The following is a 16,744-nucleotide window of genomic DNA, read 5'->3' on the forward strand; positions in this document are numbered from 1 at the left end:
CAACCAATCGTTTTTTGACAGCTCGTGGCGCGGAGGCGCTGCGGCTGAGGGAGTAGAGCCATGACCTCTTTCAACCTCTCCGACTGGGCCATCCGGCACCGCAGCTTCGTGCTTTATCTGATGGTGGTGGCAGCACTTGCCGGGCTTTGGGCCTACACCTCGCTGGGGCGGGAGGAAGATCCGCCCTTCACCATCAAGACCATGGTGATCAAGACGATGTGGCCCGGCGCCGACACCGACGACACCGTCGAGCAGGTCACCGACCGCATCGAGAAGAAGCTCGAGGAGCTTCCCAACCTCGACTACGTCAAGAGCTACACCAAGCCCGGCGAATCCGTGGTGTTCGTCAATCTGAAGGACACGGTCGGCGCCGCCGAGGTGCAGCCGCTCTGGTACCAGGTCCGCAAGAAGATGGACGACATCAAGTCGACCATGCCGTCGGGCGTCCAGGGCCCGTTCTACAATGACGAGTTCGGCGACACCTATTCGCTGATCTACGCGCTCAGTTCGGATGGCTTGAGCCATCGCCAGCTGAAGGATCTGGCAAGCGGCCTGCGCGCCGACTTCCTGCGTGTGCCGGATGTCGCCAAGGTCGATCTGGTCGGCCAGCAGGACGAGAAGATCTATCTGGAATTCTCGACGCAGAAGGTCGCAGCGCTTGGCCTCGATGTCGGCTCGCTGTCGCAGGCGCTGCAGGCGCAGAACGCGCTGACGCCGAGCGGCACGGTCGATGCCGGCCCCGAGCGCATCGCCATCCGCGTCACCGGCGAGTTCACCTCCGAGGAAAGCCTGAAGGCGATCAATTTCTATGCCAACGGTCACTACTTCCGCCTGGGCGATGTTGCCGAGGTCAAGCGCAGCTATTCCGACCCGGCGCAGCCGCAGTTCCGCTTCAACGGCGAGCCGGCGATCGGCATTGCGATCGCGATGACATCGGGCGGCGATGCGCTGGCGCTTGGCGAGCACGTCAAGGACAAGGTCGCCGAGATGCAGCGTGAATTGCCGGCCGGCGTCGATTTGCGGCTGGTCGCGGATCAGTCGCATGTGGTGGAAGAATCCGTCGGCGAATTCACCAAGAGCCTCTGCGAGGCGATCGCCATCGTGCTCGCCGTTTCCTTCCTGGCGCTCGGCTGGCGGCCCGGCATCGTGGTGGCCGTCGCCATCCCGCTGGTGCTCGCCATCACTTTCGTCGCGATGCAGTATTTCGGCATCTCGCTGCAGCGCATCTCGCTCGGCGCGCTGATCATCGCGCTCGGCCTCCTGGTCGACGATGCCATGATCGCGGTCGAGATGATGATCTCGAAGATGGAGGAAGGGCACGACAAGATCACGGCCGCCACCTATGCCTACACGTCGACCGCCTTCCCGATGCTGACCGGAACGCTGGTCACCATCGCCGGCTTCGTGCCGGTCGGCTTTGCCCAGAGCGGCGCCGGCGAATATTGCTTCTCGCTGTTTGCGGTGGTCGGCATCGCGCTGGTCGTGTCGTGGGTGGTCGCGGTGCTGTTCACGCCGCTCACCGGCGTGGCGATCCTGCCCGAGCGTCTCAAGGGCCATGGCGGCCATGGCACTTCGCGCTTCTCGCGCGGCTTCCGCGCCATGCTCGACCTCGCAATGCGCATGAAGTGGGTGGTGCTGGGCGGCACGGCGGGATTGTTCGCGCTGTCGGTGCTGGCCATGGGCCTGGTGCCGCAGGAGTTCTTCCCCAAGTCGGACCGGCCGGAAGTGATGGTCGACCTGACGCTGCCGCGCACCGCCTCGCTGCAGGCAACGCAGGCGACCGTCGAGCGCGTCGAGACGCTGCTCAAGGCCGATCCCGACATCGACCATTGGAGCTTCTATGTCGGCCAGGGCGCGGTGCGCTTCTACCTGCCGCTCGACGCTCAGCTCGCCAACGACTTCTTCGCCCAGGCGGTGGTCGTCACCAAGGGCCATGCCGTCAGGCAGGCGGTCATCGAGCGGCTGGAAAAGGCGCTGTCGACCGGCTTCGATGACGTCATGAGCCGCGTCACGCCGCTCGAACTCGGACCGCCGGTCGGCTGGCCGCTGAAGTTCCGCGTCAGCGGACCCGACGCCGAACAGACCCGCGACATCGCGCAGCGCTTCGCGCAAGTGATCGGCGAGAACGCCAGCGTGCGTAACATCAACTACGACTGGAACGAGCCGGCCAAGGTCATCAAGGTCGAGGTCGACCAGGACCGGGCGCGGGCGCTGGGCATCTCCTCGCAGCAACTGTCCGACACCATCAACTCGGTGCTGTCCGGCTCCAGGATCACGCAGATGCGCGATCGGACCTGGCTGATCGATGTCGTGGCGCGGGCCATCCCGGAGGAGCGGGCCAGCATCGACACGCTGCGCACGCTGACGATCAGCGCTGCCGGCGGACAGCGTGTGCCGATCGAACAGGTGGCGACGCTGTCCTACCAGACCGAGCCGCCGCTGATCTGGCGCCGCGGCCGCCTGCCGACGGTCACCGTCCAGGCCGACGTGGTGCCAGGGGCGGATGCCACGGCGGTGGTGAAGCAGCTCGAGAGCCCGATCACCGCCTTCGAGGCCAACCTGCCGGCCGGCTACGATGTCGCCCTTGGCGGTGTGATGGAAGACAGCGCCAAGGCGCAGGCCTCGATCTTCGTGGTGTTCCCGCTGATGCTGTTCATCATGATGACGGTGCTGATGGTGCAGCTGATGAGCATCCAGCGCCTGTTCCTGGTGCTGCTGACGGCACCGCTGGCGCTGATCGGCGTGGCCGGCGCCCTGCTGATCTCGGGCGCACCGATGGGCTTCGTCGCCATCCTCGGCGTGATGTCGCTGATCGGCATGGTGATCCGCAACTCGGTCATCCTGATCTCGCAGATCGACGAGCATATCGCCGGCGGCGAGGAGCCGTGGGCGGCGGTGATCAGCGCCACCGAGCACCGGCTGCGGCCGATCCTGCTGACGGCGGCCGCCGCCATCCTCGGCATGATCCCGATCGCGCCGACCGTGTTCTGGGGGCCGATGGCCTATGCGGTGATGGGCGGGCTGGTGGTGGCGACCGCGCTGACGCTGGTCTTCCTGCCGACGCTCTACGTCACCTGGTTCCGCATCAAGGCGCCGGTGGAAACCGTCGCGACCGCCGAGCCGGCCGAGGCCCTCGCCGAACCGCAAAAGCTGGCCGCCTGAGCGGCCGGGATCCCGGCAAACCCACGGCGGGCGACCGCCGTGGCCCCTGCCCGCCACTCAACTCAAAGGAATTGAACAAATGTCCCCTGCATTTGGAAATCTTCTCATCCGCGTCAACGCCGGCTTCCTGATCCTTGCATCGGCAGGCGGCCTGGCCACCGACATCGCCGGCTCCTTCTTCGGTGTCGGCGCCGAGGCCACGCTGCTCGCCAATGCACCCGGCACCGGCATCGGCTTCATCGAGGCGCACGGCTTGGCCCTGATCATCGGGGTGACGATGTGGCGGGTCGCCTATTCGCGCAACTGGCATGCCTTGCTGGCTGCCGTCCATTTGCTGCTCGGAACCGCAAACCTTCTGTTCTGGCAGTTCTTCATCGCCGCCGACGTGCTTGCCGTCGGCTACGCGACGACCGCGGCACATTTCCTGTTCGTGGTCGCCCATCTCGCGGCATTGGCGGGCGCTGCCCGGCTCGCCGTGCCATCCCGCTAGACCTCGAAAACCATCAGGAGAGAGAAAATGCCTACGAAATCCATCAAGAAATTCCGCTCGATCGCCGCGGCGGCCGCAATCGGCCTCGCGGCCGTCGAGATCATCGGCAGCACGGTGCCGGTCCTGTCGCTGGTCGGCGCGGCCGAGGCCCGAGTCGGCCAGCCCTGGACGCCGCGAAGTGCTGCCGGCGTCGCGCGGCGCAACACCACATGGCGCGTGCTGAGGCACACCACCGCCTGGGTCGCCACGTTACCCACCGGCTGCGTCCGCACCAAGGTCAATGGGTTTGCCGTCTGGCGTTGCGGCGGCACCTACTACCGGGCCTATCAGGGGCGCTATATCGTCGTGGTCGTCGATTGACCCGCCTGCTCGCCAAGCGCCAGCCGGATGCCGTCGGCCAGATGAGCGGCGTCGGCCGGGCTCTCGAACGGCATGGCCTTGGTCGCATAGTCGATCGGCGAGAAACCGGGGTCGTCCTCGTTGATGAGGGCGGCCTGCCGGCGCGCTTCGTCCATTGCGCCGAGTTGGGCGTAGCAGGCGGCTAGCCGCGTCCTGATCCACGGCGTCGGCCGTGTCGCCAGCTCCAGCGCCTCGGCTGCCGGCTTGTAGTCGCCCATCATGTAGAGCGCCAGCGAGCGGTCGAACTGATACCAGTGCGGGATCATCGGATCGATGCGGATGGAGCGCGCCAGCCAGCCCAGCGCCTCGAACGGGCGCCCGCGCATGGTCAGCACAAGGCCCATCTGCTCGATGCTGTCGGCATCGCAGGGATTGAGCTCGAGCGCGGTCCGCAAATGATGCTCGGCCGCATCGTGCTCGCGCATGTAGAGACGCACCAGCGACTGGATGCGGTGTCCCGTCGCCTGGTCGGGCGACAGCGCCAGCCCCCTGGCGACATGCTCGCGCGCCTCGACCAGATCGGCATGGCTGGACTCTTCGAATTCGCCCTTCAGCGCGCAGGTCAGGCCGACATAGATATGGGCGAGCCCATAGGCCGGGTCCTTGGCGACGGCCGCCTCGAAGAAGGCTCTCGCGCCTTCGATGTCGGTCTGGGCGGGGTCGCGCACCAGGGCCACGCCGCGCAGCACCAGCTCATAGGCGGCAAGGCTGGTGACCGGTTTGCGCGACGCCTGCTGCAGGCCGGCATTGGTGACCCGCCTTGCCAGGCGCCCGACGATCTCCTCGACGATATCCTGCTGGATGGCGGAAAAGCCGCTGTCGGCGGCCTGGTAGCGGTCGCCCCAGAGCTGGCTGGCATTGGCCGCGTCGACAAGATTGACGGCGGCCAGGATCTGATCGCCCTGCCGGCGCACCGAGCCTTCGACCAGATAGTCGGCGCCGATGCGCGAGCGGATCTGCGGCCACTCCGAGCGCGCATAGGAGGCGAAGGAGAAGCTGGAATTGCGGGCCAGCACCGTGACCGTGCCGAAGCGCGCCAGGCCGTTGATGATATCCTCGGCAAAGCCGTCGACGATCGGATCGTCGGCCGGGTTGCCACCCTCGTTGCGAAAGCGCAGCACCGCCACGATCGGCTGCGAACCGATCTCGGGCGCCGGCTCGACCTCGGCCGCCAGCATATAGCCGCGCTTCGACACGGTGCGCACGAGGTCGTCGCCCAGCACCTTGCGGATCTCGCGGACCGACTGCGTCAGCGAATCCTCGGTGACGTAGACGCCCGGCCACACCGCATCCATGATCTCCGATTTGGGCACGACCCGGCCCATATGCCGGGCCAAAAGCGTCAGCACCGCATAGGCTTTCGGCCGCAGGAACGCCGGCCCGTCGGCATGGCGCAGCGTGCCCTTGCCGAGGTCGAGCGTGTAGCCGCCGAAGTGAAAGACCTGATCGGCCGTGGCGATCTCCACCGGGATCCTCCCTGATGGGACGTATTGGACATGCGGGATGGAGGGGACGTCAAGAGGTGCATGGGATGGGGAGGGATGGGGCTACCGCATGCAAGGATGGGCTTGCCGGATCCGGAGCCAGAGCTACCGTGTCGAATGGAAGCGGCACAACGCCAATAAGCTCTTATGGACACGAGACAATTAATTCTTGCTGTGTAGTTTACATTTTTCTTATTTCAAGGATACCCGCACACTGCCCTCCTACGTGGTAGAATTTCCCCTTACCGCTATTACCTTTTATCTTTCCATTCAAAATGTTGCTTTCTCTTTTCCCCTCGTGAACAAAGCGATGTATTATCCTTAAGGTGCCATCGCTCGCGATTTTTCCTTCCCATGATGGGGCAGAAATCCTGCCATTTTTGATCGATACGTCTGCTGTAAGCTCCCGCCACCCGCACAACGAATTGGTGGCACGTCTCGTCAAAGCCCATCTTCCGTCGAAAGCATTTAAACCGGCAGCACGCGCACCCTCGCAACGACCCTCTCGCGCCTCCATTCCGTCAGCACAAATAAGGGGGCAGACCCTAGCCCGAATCGCTTTCAGCCTTTTTAGTAGGTCCCCCGTCGGCTCGGCCGACGCGAGCTTGATCCCTTGCTGCTTCGCATAGTTGATCAAAGCTTTCTGGCTGGCGGCCCCCCACCTCCCGTCGACCTGACCAGTAAGGCACCCAATTCTGGATAATTCTCTCTGGGTGGAAAGAGCAAGTTCGCCGGAGCCCTCAGATTCTACTGAAGACCTCTCTGCTTGGACTTCCGGATTGGGATGTTCAAGCCTGGCGACGGTCTTGACGTCGTCTGAAGACTTTTCGACAGGTCTGCCTTGCACGCGATCTTGTTCCGCCTTTTGTCTTTCAGTCGCCTGCCGTTGCTCATCGACACGACTGTTTATGGCGTCGATCTTTAACTTAGCTAGGGCTGCAAACGCGCCGTTCGGATATTGCTGCAGGTACGCCTGAAAGAAGCTCTTGTCCGCCGAGTCCTTGATCGTTTCCCAATAAGCGATCTCAATCGCATTGTCGGGCCCGATGGGTACCGGCGTGGGGGCGGATTCCGCCTTCGGCTCCTGAATCGGGAGAGGATTCAACACCACATCGCCCGTGAGCGAGGAATTGTCCCATGGAACTTGCTTGCCATACGTCGCTTCGAGCACATCTCGTCGCACATGGACGAGGTCGCGGGTGATATCCTGCCCTGGCGTACCAAGGTGCCTGAGCAATGCAGTTGTGAAGGGAGAGTTTCTACCTGACCCGTCGAATGCCACGTTGCCCGGCTGCGTTGCGAATGCGATGAGAGAACCGACACCGCTGCCAAGCTTGGCTAGACCCCGACCCACAGAACCGGATCGTGTTCCCATCGACCGGGCAAGATTCTCGGCGAGCGGGTTGTCCCGGCAGGCATCGAGGAAGACAAGATTGACCTTGGAACTGCGCTCCATCGCCGCCAGAACAAGGTCCATCGGCAGGGTTTCGAAATCGAGGTCGTCATAAGACGACAAGTGCGCATCCACAGGTGCGACGTAATTGTTGCCGTTAACCTGCAGGCCGTGCCCGGAATAGTAGAACAACGCAATGTCGGCCCTATCGAGCTTCTTGATAAATTCACGTACCGTGCCACGCATCCTGACCAAGTCGAGGTCCAGACCGGTCACTACCTCGAAACCCAAATCCTTCAATTTGGCGGTCATGTCACTGGCATCGTTCTTGGGGTTAGGAAGTCCGGGTACGTTTTGATACGCGGAATTGCCCATCACCAGCGCGACGCGTCTATCTGCGAGCGCATCCGCTGAAACAGCTGTAAACAATAGGATGAGGATAAAAAAAGCGCTGCGCATGGCAGGAACAGCTCCCCCAAGCGAAGGTATCAGATGCAAGCATTACGGAAAAGACGGTAGTCGGTCGGTTTGAAATCGAGCCGGCGATAAGCGTCCACGCCGTGGCGATGAAGCTCGACCATGCGAAGTTTTGCGATTTGATTGTGGATGCGCTGGAAAGGCTGACGAAGGCCAAGGTGTGACCCCCTCTTCCGCATGACCTGACCGCGGAGGAAACCGGCCTATAGTTTTCCAAAAGACGCATGCGCCACGTCCGGAACCCGGCGTCGCCATCGGCGCCTGCCGCCGTGGGTGTGGACGAATCCATTCATGCGCAATAAGGATGGGGATATGGTCTGCTGTGGCGGTTTCGTCGCCAAGGCAGGCGACGAAGACGTTCGTTCAATGACGCTGCGCCGGGCGCTTTTCGATTTGACGCCGTCCTGCAAAAGTGTCGATACCGGGGGACCTGGTCATGACCGACAACAAGCCGACTACAGACGTTACCAAGGATTGGCAAGCAACGCAGGGCCAGAAGTCCAGCGCCACCCGCCTCCGCCTGTTCGCCGCGCTCTCGTGGATCGTTGCCATTGGCGGCGAGATCGCCGGAATTGTTTTGCTCTACCGGCACAAGTTCGACCAGGGAAACCTGCCGCTGCTGATCGGCATTCTGGTCGGGATCGCCATTTTCGCCATCGCCGGCAACTTGCTTTGGAAGGCGGCCAACAGGCACGACCCAGCCCGCGCATCCGAGACGTTCAGGTTCTTCGTCCAGAACCAGCTCGGCGCGATCATCACGCTGATTGCCTTCCTGCCGCTGGTTCTCCTGATCTTCACCGACAAGAACATGGATCCGAAGAGCAAGAAGGTTGCCGGCGGCGTCGGCGCTGTGCTGGCCGTGCTCGCGACGGTGATCGGGGTCAGCTTCCAACCCCCATCGGTCGAGCAGTACACCCAGGACATGAACACCTGCGCGGCCCAGATCAAGGCGGGGCAGCCGACCACAGCCTGTTCGCCCGAGGTTGCCGCCCAGGCGCAGGCGATCGCCACCGACTCCGCCGCGGTGGCTGCGGCGACGAAGGATCCGGCACACCCCGCTGGTCAGGATGTCGTGTACTGGATCGCGCCGGAAAACGGAGCCGCGAAGTCCGAGACGGAGCATGTTTTCCACCTCTGCGCAGCCGTCAGTCCGCTGAAGGACAAGACGGTGAACAGCGGCACCGTGACGGAGGCCTACGCACAGAACGCCATCCGCATCACGAAGCAGATCGAGATGGAACAGAAGCAGTGCGGGTTCACGACCACGCCATAAATCCGCCCGCGTTCAGGCGCGCCGGGCGCGCCTGCAGCATGGCGGCAAAGGCGGCTTTGCCCGGCACCCAGCCGGCCGCCTGCTCGGCCTGAATCTCGGCGTTATCCTTGACGCCGTCGATCAAGCTCGACCATCGCAAGTTCTGCGATTTGATTGTGGATGCGCTGGCGCGGTTGACCGGGAACGGAGCCCCCTCTTCCGAACGGCCTGACCGCAGCCGTGGAGGAAACCGGCCTATAGCTTTCTGAAAAAGCCGGACAGAATGTTGGGATCCGCTTCGCCCGGCCGCAGCCTGATCCCGTCCTCGAATCCATTCAGCGTCACGCACTCAAAACCGTGATGCGCGAGCAGTGCCACCAGCGAGTCACGGTCGAAATGGTGCAAATGCTCGTTGGGCAGACGCATCCGCCACGTCCGGAACCACGCGTCGCCATCGGCGCCGAGCTCACGCCAGCGGCAGCAAGGGACGGCGATGGCCAAATGGCGTGCCTGAAGGCGGGCGAGGAAACCCAGATCCGGAATGTGCTCGAGCACGTCGAACATGGCGACGAGATCCCAGGAGCTGGCAAGCGCCTCCTCCCAATCGACAAAGCGCACACCCTCGGGCAGCGGAAACTTGGTGATGTCGCAGCCGGCGCAGTCGGCAACCCCGGTAATTTTGGCGGCTTCGACGAATGTGCCGGTGCCATAGCCAATCTCCAGCACCGACCGCGGTATCTCGCCCGTAATCCCCAGCACCCAGCCAAGCCGCTGATAGCCGAGCTTGATGGTCCGGTCACTCAAGTCCTCGTAATAGGAGATGTATTGCTTGTCGTATGTGATCGGCGTGGCGTCGATCTGGTGGATCACGCCAAACCGGTCCAGCTCGTAATTGTCCAGCATTCGCGTGCGCCCCCCGGATTGCAAAATCCTTACAGGACGGAGCTAAACGCAGCGTAAGCGCCCGGCGGCGGCACGCCGCAGTCCGTATCTCGCCGACTCCGCCCTGCGGTGGACTTCCGTCAATCGTAGGCGAATGGCCGCATTTGCCAATCCTGCCAAAGTCGAAATTCCGCCCCGCTGTCGCCCGCAGACCTTGACGAAAATTCGTGCGCCTGTTTGAGAGCGGGGGATCGAGACATTTGCTGCATGGGGAGACGAGCGAGGGGTGGGCAAACAGTGAGGCGCGTTCTTCGAATGCTTGCCGCTGTCATCATGGCGTCCGTGGCGACCGGTTGCACAAGCATTTCCTACTACGCGCAGTCGCTGGGGGGCCATGTGCAGATTATGGCGGCGCGCGAAAATGTTGGAAAACTGATCCGTGGTCCTTCGACGCCAAAGGCATTGCGCGCCAAGTTGACGTCGGCGAGCGCCATACGCCGGTTTGCGACAGATGAACTGGCACTGCCCGACAACAACAGCTACCGCAGCTATGTCGACGTCGGTCGGGACGCTGTGACCTGGGCCGTTTTTGCCGCGCCGGAATTCTCCCTGACGCCACGAACATGGTGCTTTCCGGTCTTCGGCTGCGTTCCGTACCGGGGTTACTTTTCTCGGAAATCCGCGACTGAGAGCGCTGTCGAGCTTCATAGAGAGGGGCTAGACGTCTATGTCACGGGCATCACCGCATATTCCACGCTGGGCTGGTCCAGTGACCCGCTGCTAAGCACCATGCTCCGTCAGGACGACACCTATCTCGCGAGCCTCATCTTTCACGAACTGGCGCATCAGCGCATCTATGTGGATGACGACTCCGCATTCAACGAGGCTTTCGCGGTTGCCGTCGAAACCACCGGCGTAAGGAAATGGCTCCGCGCAGTTGGCGATCGCGCCGGATTGCGCAGTTACGAAATCGATCGCAAGCGCAGGGCGGATTTTCTCGGACTGGTGTCGAAAACCCGGGACGAGTTAAGGCAGGTCTATGAAAGTCCCCGTCCCCCGGAGCAGATGGCCGCTGCCAAAGCAGCCGAGATCGACAGGCTGCGGACGCGCTACCGGCAATTGCGCGACAAGCGATGGGCCGGATACCGGGGATACAACGCCTGGTTCAGCGCCGCGATCAACAACGCCAAGCTCGTCGCGACTGCTGTCTACGGCGAACAGGTTCCGGCGTTCCTTCGTTTGTTCGATCTGTGCTCCGGCGACTATCCCAGGTTCTACGCTTCCGTTCGACGGATCGCGGATTTGCACAAACCTTCCCGTGCCGAAGCGCTTGAGGCTGCGGAAACGTGTGATTGACGCTGACGAGCAAGGCGGCCGGCCGCGCGAGCCCGTGACGGGCGCAGCTCTGCTAATCCGAAAACGTCACGCTCACGCCGCGCTGCCGAAAATAGGCCTGCATCAACTTGCGGCCCGCGCGGTTGCTCTGCACCAATTTGGTCGGATCGAACACCGCCTGTTTCATCCCTTCTCGTGCCAGCGCCGCCTTGAGCGTCGCGATATGCGCGTCGATGTCGGCATTGTCGGCCCGCAGCGAGGCATAGATGCTTTCGGTCGCCTGGGCCACAGTCGGTTCGCTCACCTGTGTCGTCCTTTGGTTGGTTGAGCGGCGGCTTAACACAGATTCGCGGCTCCGCCGATACCGATGAGATGGCCATAGAAGTCCGTGGCTGCTCGGGTCCGACGCCTATCTTCGCGGTCTCCAAAAACAAGGCCCCTTCCGGGGCCTTGCGTATCAACCTCAGTGCTGGGGCGCTGCTTCCCCCTCACTTCCCCATCAGCTGCTTGGCATTCTCGGCCGTGATCGCCGTGGTGCCCACCGTCACTGTCGGCTCCACCGAGGTGGCGCAGTCGAGCAGGATCTTCTTGGACATCTCGATCGCTTCCTTGGCGCCGGTCGGGTAGGTGAAGGTCCCCGCCCAGCCGCCCTTGGCCACCGCCTCGATGCCGCCGGCCGGGCCCGGCAGGCCGTCGGTGCCGATGATCTTGAAGCCCTTTGCCCCCTTGGCGGCTCGCACCGCCCCCGCACCCTCAGCGCCCGCCCACCTCCTTCATGATGATCTCGCGGTGCGGATAGGGGATGCTTATGCCGTTTGCCTTGAATGTGTCCCACAGCGCCAGCAGCACCTTGCCGCGCACGTTGGTCAGGCCTTGCTGGTGGATCCAGAAGCGCAGGACGAAGTTCAGCGAGGAACCGCCGGAGTCGGTCAGCCAGCAGGCCGGCCGCAGGTCGGCCTCGACCCGGCCGACGCTGTCACAGCGGCTATCGGGCCTCAAGTCAGAAAGAAGGCGGTCACCAACAACGCTGCCCTGTTCGCATATTTGACCCTTTTGCCCGGCAGTGTCCGGCGCTATGATCAGCGATCGCTAAAATTAGGACGGAGCAGCTGTAAAAACCAGAAAAGCGTCCGTCTTTGGGCCGGGGACCAACCATGGGAGGCCAAACATGCTTAGCGCCCTATGCAAGGCTTGCGCAGTGGTCCTTTTGTCAGGGAACTTCGCTTTCGCCCAATCGGATCTGATAGAGCCAAAGGCTGGAACATGGAAGACGTGGGTGATCACGTCGGGCGAGGACTTCCGAGTTCCGCCCCCACCGGATACTTCCACAGCCGAGCTGGAGCAGCTCCGCGATATTATCGCAAAGAACGATGCGCAGGTCGCCGCGAAGATCGCGTTCTGGGATGCCGGCTCGCCTGGCTATCGATGGATCGACCTGGTCAACGACCGCATTCTCGAAGGCAAGCAGATTCCCAACGCACACCGCGTCTATACCTATTTGACGATGGCGATCTACGACGCCACCATTGCCGCGTGGGAGTCGAAGTACTTCTACAATCGCCCGCGCCCGAGCGAGGCGGATGCGGCACTGTCGGTTGTGCTGCCTACGCCGCGGAGTCCCTCCTATCCATCGGAGCATGCCGCAGCCGCCGGAGCCGCCGCGACGGTTCTTTCTTATTTCTTTCCGGACGAGGCGTCGTCGTTCCAAGCAATGGCCGAAGAAGCGGCGCAGTCGCGTGTCCTTGCCGGTGTTCAGTTCCCCAGTGACTCTTCAGCCGGGCTTGAACTGGGCCGACGGGTGGCTGAACAGGTGATTGCGCGGGCAAAGGCCGATGGCTCCGACGCAGTCTGGACCGGCACGGTCCCGACCGGGCCATGCAAGTGGGTCGGGGAGAAACCAGGCAATGCAACGATGCCCAACTGGAAACCGATCGTGTTGGCATCAGCCGATGAATTCAGGCCACCGGCCCCACCTGACTGCCATTCCGAGGCGGTAAAGGCCGAGACGGATGCTGTCCGACAATTTGAGCGAAAATTCCCTAACAACTACAAAGCGTTCTATTGGCAGAGCCCATCCGGCCTGTTCACCGACTGGTATGATTATGCCAGCAAGTGGATGTTCGAGGACAAGACAGATTCGAACCCGCCGCGTGCCGCGCGGGCTTACGCGATGCTCGCAGCAATCCATTTCGACGCGTTCATTGCAAGCAACGACGGTAAGTTCGCATATTGGTACTTGCGCCCGAACATGCTTGACCCGAGCATCAGTCCTCTGTTCGCGGTGCCGCCTTTTCCCAGCTATCCGTCCAACCATTCCACTCTTTCAACTGCCCGATGCGAGGTCCTTGCGTACCTGTTTCCCAGCCATGCTGACTTCATCCGCAAGGTGGGCAAAGAGGCCGGAGATTCCCGTATCTGGGCCGGCATCCACTACGAGATGGACAACCAGGCCGGTGTCGCACTCGGCAAAGCGGTCGCCGGGAAATTCATTGAGCGAGCAAGAAAGGACGGAGCAGACTAGCGGAACACCTGATCGACCCGTTCTAAACCTGGCGCAACCGCGACCTCAGCGTGGCATCAGCAATGTCCGCTTGTGGTGCTTGTGGTAGGCGGTCAAGCCAGTCGGAATGACCGACGTGGGCGCGAAGCAGTCATTGGGTCGCCGCCCAACCGCCCTGGCCACTGCCTCGATGCCACCGGCGGCAGGCCGTCGGCTCCGACGATCCTGACGTCCCTGCCGCCGCTTGGCCGTGAACACCGCGCCCGCACCCTCAGCGCCCGCCCACCTCTCTCATGATGATCTCGCGATGCGGATAGGGATGCTTATGCCGTTTGCCTTGAATGTGTCCCACAGCGCAGCAGCACCTTGCCGCGCGCGTTGGTCAGCCTTGCTGGGGGTCGGGGATCCAGAGCGCAGGACGAAGTTCAGCGAGGAGTCGCCGAAGTCAGTCAGCCAGCAGACCGGCCTCCGGTCGGCCTCGACCCGGCCGACTGTGATCGCGGCCTCTATCGCCAGTTCGCTGACCTTGTGCGGATCGGCATCGTAGGAGACGCCGAAGTTCACGTCGAGGGGCAAAGAGGTTGTCGCTGAACGACCAGAACGTTCCTGATACGGTGCCATGCCTACCGGAAATCGGCGGCAGTCAAGGTGTAGGAACTGCGGCGGTCGCGGGAATAGGCTTTACCGGCAACCTTGTGGATGGATGATCGCAAGGTGTCGAAGGCTGACAGGTATTTTGTTTCCGACGCCGCTGTCCCGGCCAAGGCGCTGTCGGATTTTGCCAGCGCCTCGATCTCGACGAAGAAGCGCACTTCGAACATGCCGTCATGGCCACTGAAGCGGACGGCGTTGCGGGTTTCGTCAAAGCTGCGGCTGGGGTTGGGAAACGAGAGCGTCATGACTGGCCCGCTGCTGTCTCGTGCGGGACAATTGGCGGCGCGGCAACCCGCGCCCTGCGGCGCTCGGCATTGCGCTGGTTGAGGGACAACATGCTGCGCGTCGCATCCGACCGGTTGAGTCCGGTCATGGCAACGCCGTCCTCATGCGCCGGAATACCGGTGAAGACGTGATAGACGGTCCAGGAACGATCCGCTTCGACGCGGCGGCCATATTGACGATTCGTGAAGTCGCGTCCCGGCGCGCCACCCTCGTTTTCCCAGATCCGAAGCGCGGCGGCATTGCGCTGCCGATCGGTTTCGGTGTTGCGGGCATTCATGATGCTGGCCTTTCCTCATTGACCGCTTGCGTGGCGAGAGCGCCCGAATAGAGCGCCGCGCCATTCGCGTCGGCGATCGTCATGGCGTCCGGCCGCTGCGGCATGTTCAGGGTCTTGGCCAGAAGCCTGGCGATTTCGATCGCATCGTCGAGGTCGGCCGCTTCCACGGTCTCGCGGCCGATCAGGGCATGCGCATCGTCCGCTTCCCGGGTGCGATAGAACTCGATCAGGATCTTCATCGCCCGTCTCGCCGCGTCAGTTCTTGCCCTTGCCGCGCGGGGCACTGATGTTGGCGGCAAGCCTGGTCTGGGTGCCGAACACGCTTTCAGCTTTGGGCAGGACCTTTTCCTGCTTCGGCTTCCTGATCTCCCGGCTCGAGCGTTTTTGTCCCTTTGACATGGTCGAACGTCCTTTCGATGAGCGTTATGGTGTCACCGGGCGACGTGTCGACCGGTTCGAGACTGTCCTGCGTCGCCACCCGTTCATGAAGTTCGCCGTCGCTGCGGATGCGGTATTGCAGCGAGTCTCCCCTCGGCGGCAGCGTGGCCGTGATGCGGTAGATTTCCGCGGTCTTTGGAAACGTGCCGAAGCCGCCCTTCAGCCGGACAGCCAGTCCGACGGCAAAGAGATGCGTTGCGGCTTCGCGGCGGACCGGGCGTGCGTTGCGTTGCATCAGGGTGGTGGTTCTCATCATTGTCTCTGGTCCTGCTCCAGTGCGGCTTCGAGCGATGCCGGTTCGATCGGCACCATCTGTCGCGTGGCTCCGCTGGCGGAGATCGCCGGCAGGTGAATGAAGGTGGCGACGCGGCGCCATGCGATCAGGGAAGCCCCTTCGAGGGCTTCCTCGTCATGATCGACGCGATACTCTCCGGGTGGTTGCGGCGCATCGAAGCCGGGCAGCGAAAACGCCGACCTGAAGCGAACGACTGATAGTGTGGTGCGGCTGGTCATGAATTGCGGCTTTCCGCGGAAACGCGCGCCTGCGCCTTTCCGTATCATTCCCACTCGAACCGCCGGGACGATGCCCGACGCTGCCAGTACATCCCTGGTCAGCGTCGGTTTCATTCCAGGGTCCGAACGGAACGAAATGTGCGCCGGACCGGCGCATGCACTCGTTTTCGAGAATTCGGTGGTGAATGGCGGGGCTCTGACACAAAGCCAACTCGACCAAATCAACGAGCTTTACATATGCGCCTCAATTGAGTTGCAAACAAGGTCGCGGCGCCCTTTTATTTCTCCTTTGAAATAACAAATCAGCGTCCGCGAAAATCACGGCGGCAGAAAGTTTTCCTCCAATGCGAATGATTTTCTGCGATTTCTTGGACATTCGCGAGAATTAATTTTGGCGCGAGAATTAATTCTGGCACTCCTATCTATCGAGTGCCAACGCGCCTATATCAGGGGTAGCGGCCGCCTATGCCGGCCCCAGAAAGAAGTTTCCCATGAAATTCCGGCCACTCCACGACCGCGTCGTCATTCGCCGCGCCGAAGGCGACACCAAATCCAAGGGCGGCATCATCATTCCCGACAATGCCAAGGAAAAACCGCAGGAAGGCGAAGTGATCGCCGTCGGCCCGGGCGCACGCGACGAAAGCGGCGCGCTGATCGTGCCCGATGTCAAAGCCGGCGACTTCATCCTGTTCGGCAAATGGTCGGGAACCGAGGTCAAGATCGACGGCGAGGACCTTCTGATCATGAAGGAGGCCGACATCATGGGCGTCATCGACAAGAGCGGGATGGACGTCGAGAAAACCGCGGCTTCCAAGAAGGCCGCCTGACCGGGCTGGCTTCACGGCAAACCGCCCACTCCAATTTTCGAACGGGATGAACAATCATGTCTGCCAAGGAAATCAAATTCTCCACCGATGCCCGCGACCGCATGCTGCGCGGCGTCGAGCTCCTCAACAACGCTGTCAAAGTGACGCTCGGCCCCAAGGGCCGCAATGTCATCATCGACAAGGCCTATGGCGCGCCGCGCATCACCAAGGACGGCGTGACGGTGGCCAAGGAAATCGAGCTTTCCGACAAGTTCGAGAACATGGGCGCGCAAATGGTGCGCGAAGTGGCCTCGAAGACCAACGACCTTGCCGGTGACGGCACCACCACCGCCACGGTGCTGGCCGCTTCGATCCTGCGCGAAGGCGCCAAGCTGGT

20 protein-coding genes and 1 pseudogene are annotated in these 16,744 nt (G+C 62.4%); 8 read left to right on the forward strand and 13 right to left on the reverse strand.

What is annotated here, in order from left to right; genetic code table 11:
- Window positions 1-60 precede the first annotated feature (60 nt).
- The 3 genes from AC04SI_RS20975 to AC04SI_RS20985 all read left to right on the forward strand — a co-directional run bounded on the left by AC04SI_RS20975 (window position 61) and on the right by AC04SI_RS20985 (window position 4,012).
- A complete protein-coding gene (locus AC04SI_RS20975) occupies window positions 61-3,162 on the forward strand; it encodes an efflux RND transporter permease subunit (RefSeq protein WP_404284202.1) in 3,102 nt (1,033 codons plus the stop codon).
- Window positions 3,163-3,241: 79 nt separating this feature from the next.
- Window positions 3,242-3,652, forward strand: a complete 411-nt coding sequence (locus AC04SI_RS20980; protein WP_404284204.1) for a hypothetical protein — start codon at window positions 3,242-3,244, stop codon at window positions 3,650-3,652.
- A 27-nt stretch (window positions 3,653-3,679) separates the two neighbouring features.
- A complete protein-coding gene (locus AC04SI_RS20985) occupies window positions 3,680-4,012 on the forward strand; it encodes a hypothetical protein (protein ID WP_404284205.1) in 333 nt (110 codons plus the stop codon).
- Here the strand turns inward: AC04SI_RS20985 and AC04SI_RS20990 are convergent.
- Window positions 3,988-5,517 (reverse strand): winged helix-turn-helix domain-containing tetratricopeptide repeat protein, encoded by a 1,530-nt coding sequence (locus AC04SI_RS20990; RefSeq protein WP_404284206.1) that lies wholly within the window; start codon window positions 5,515-5,517, stop codon window positions 3,988-3,990. The genes AC04SI_RS20985 and AC04SI_RS20990 overlap by 25 nt on opposite strands.
- Before the next feature lie 199 nt (window positions 5,518-5,716).
- The gene (locus AC04SI_RS20995; protein ID WP_404284208.1) at window positions 5,717-7,387 is read right to left on the reverse strand and encodes a caspase family protein; all 1,671 of its coding nucleotides are present in this window, start codon (window positions 7,385-7,387) and stop codon (window positions 5,717-5,719) included.
- Between the two features lie 454 nt (window positions 7,388-7,841).
- Here AC04SI_RS20995 and AC04SI_RS21000 point away from each other — a divergent pair, with 454 nt between their 5' ends.
- Entirely contained in the window at window positions 7,842-8,678 is an 837-nt protein-coding gene (locus tag AC04SI_RS21000) for a succinate dehydrogenase/fumarate reductase transmembrane subunit (protein WP_404284209.1), read from the forward strand.
- Here the strand turns inward: AC04SI_RS21000 and AC04SI_RS21005 are convergent.
- Together AC04SI_RS21005 and AC04SI_RS21010 are read right to left on the reverse strand one after the other, a co-directional pair.
- On the reverse strand, window positions 8,662-8,802 hold the full coding sequence (locus tag AC04SI_RS21005; RefSeq protein WP_404284211.1) for a hypothetical protein: 141 nt from the start codon (window positions 8,800-8,802) through the stop codon (window positions 8,662-8,664). The genes AC04SI_RS21000 and AC04SI_RS21005 overlap by 17 nt on opposite strands.
- 110 nt (window positions 8,803-8,912) lie before the next feature.
- Window positions 8,913-9,560: a class I SAM-dependent methyltransferase gene (locus tag AC04SI_RS21010; RefSeq protein WP_488474813.1), complete on the reverse strand. Its 648-nt coding sequence runs from the start codon at window positions 9,558-9,560 to the stop codon at window positions 8,913-8,915.
- A 294-nt stretch (window positions 9,561-9,854) separates the two neighbouring features.
- Here AC04SI_RS21010 and AC04SI_RS21015 point away from each other — a divergent pair, with 294 nt between their 5' ends.
- Entirely contained in the window at window positions 9,855-10,895 is a 1,041-nt protein-coding gene (locus tag AC04SI_RS21015) for an aminopeptidase (protein WP_488474814.1), read from the forward strand.
- A gap of 52 nt (window positions 10,896-10,947) precedes the next feature.
- Here the strand turns inward: AC04SI_RS21015 and AC04SI_RS21020 are convergent, their stop codons facing one another.
- The 3 genes and pseudogenes from AC04SI_RS21020 to AC04SI_RS21030 all read right to left on the reverse strand — a co-directional run.
- Window positions 10,948-11,178 carry a hypothetical protein gene (locus AC04SI_RS21020; RefSeq protein WP_488474815.1) on the reverse strand — a complete coding sequence of 77 codons (231 nt, stop codon included), beginning with the start codon at window positions 11,176-11,178 and terminating at the stop codon, window positions 10,948-10,950.
- 184 nt (window positions 11,179-11,362) lie between these two features.
- Window positions 11,363-11,614 carry a type 1 periplasmic-binding domain-containing protein gene (locus AC04SI_RS21025; RefSeq protein ID WP_404284216.1) on the reverse strand — a complete coding sequence of 84 codons (252 nt, stop codon included), beginning with the start codon at window positions 11,612-11,614 and terminating at the stop codon, window positions 11,363-11,365.
- A 13-nt stretch (window positions 11,615-11,627) separates the two neighbouring features.
- Window positions 11,628-11,849 (reverse strand): annotated as a pseudogene (locus AC04SI_RS21030) (mechanosensitive ion channel family protein); the annotation flags it as partial.
- Window positions 11,850-12,150: 301 nt separating this feature from the next.
- On the opposite strand from AC04SI_RS21030, the gene AC04SI_RS21035 reads away from it, so the two are divergent.
- Entirely contained in the window at window positions 12,151-13,395 is a 1,245-nt protein-coding gene (locus tag AC04SI_RS21035; protein ID WP_488474816.1) for a phosphatase PAP2 family protein, read from the forward strand.
- Between the two features lie 270 nt (window positions 13,396-13,665).
- Here AC04SI_RS21035 and AC04SI_RS21040 read toward each other — a convergent pair whose 3' ends face one another.
- The 6 genes from AC04SI_RS21040 to AC04SI_RS21065 all read right to left on the reverse strand — a co-directional run bounded on the left by AC04SI_RS21040 (window position 13,666) and on the right by AC04SI_RS21065 (window position 15,541).
- Complete coding sequence (locus AC04SI_RS21040) at window positions 13,666-13,995, reverse strand: hypothetical protein (RefSeq protein WP_488474817.1); 330 nt, start codon at window positions 13,993-13,995, stop codon at window positions 13,666-13,668.
- A 2-nt stretch (window positions 13,996-13,997) separates the two neighbouring features.
- Complete coding sequence (locus AC04SI_RS21045) at window positions 13,998-14,273, reverse strand: DUF1488 family protein (RefSeq protein ID WP_404284218.1); 276 nt, start codon at window positions 14,271-14,273, stop codon at window positions 13,998-14,000.
- Window positions 14,270-14,590 (reverse strand): hypothetical protein, encoded by a 321-nt coding sequence (locus tag AC04SI_RS21050; RefSeq protein ID WP_404284219.1) that lies wholly within the window; start codon window positions 14,588-14,590, stop codon window positions 14,270-14,272. Before AC04SI_RS21050 ends, AC04SI_RS21045 begins: the two co-directional genes overlap by 4 nt.
- Window positions 14,587-14,829 (reverse strand): hypothetical protein, encoded by a 243-nt coding sequence (locus AC04SI_RS21055; protein WP_404284220.1) that lies wholly within the window; start codon window positions 14,827-14,829, stop codon window positions 14,587-14,589. Before AC04SI_RS21055 ends, AC04SI_RS21050 begins: the two co-directional genes overlap by 4 nt.
- An 86-nt stretch (window positions 14,830-14,915) precedes the next feature.
- Entirely contained in the window at window positions 14,916-15,281 is a 366-nt protein-coding gene (locus AC04SI_RS21060) for a hypothetical protein (protein WP_404284221.1), read from the reverse strand.
- Window positions 15,281-15,541 carry a hypothetical protein gene (locus AC04SI_RS21065; RefSeq protein WP_404284223.1) on the reverse strand — a complete coding sequence of 87 codons (261 nt, stop codon included), beginning with the start codon at window positions 15,539-15,541 and terminating at the stop codon, window positions 15,281-15,283. Before AC04SI_RS21065 ends, AC04SI_RS21060 begins: the two co-directional genes overlap by 1 nt.
- A gap of 491 nt (window positions 15,542-16,032) precedes the next feature.
- On the opposite strand from AC04SI_RS21065, the gene AC04SI_RS21070 reads away from it, so the two are divergent.
- Together AC04SI_RS21070 and AC04SI_RS21075 are read left to right on the forward strand one after the other, a co-directional pair.
- Complete coding sequence (locus tag AC04SI_RS21070) at window positions 16,033-16,368, forward strand: co-chaperone GroES (protein ID WP_192179609.1); 336 nt, start codon at window positions 16,033-16,035, stop codon at window positions 16,366-16,368.
- 56 nt (window positions 16,369-16,424) lie between these two features.
- The coding region (locus AC04SI_RS21075; protein ID WP_488474818.1) for a TCP-1/cpn60 chaperonin family protein at window positions 16,425-16,744 on the forward strand (320 nt) is incomplete at its 3' end.

It is taken from the genome of Mesorhizobium sp. CNPSo 4689 (assembly GCF_057784325.1).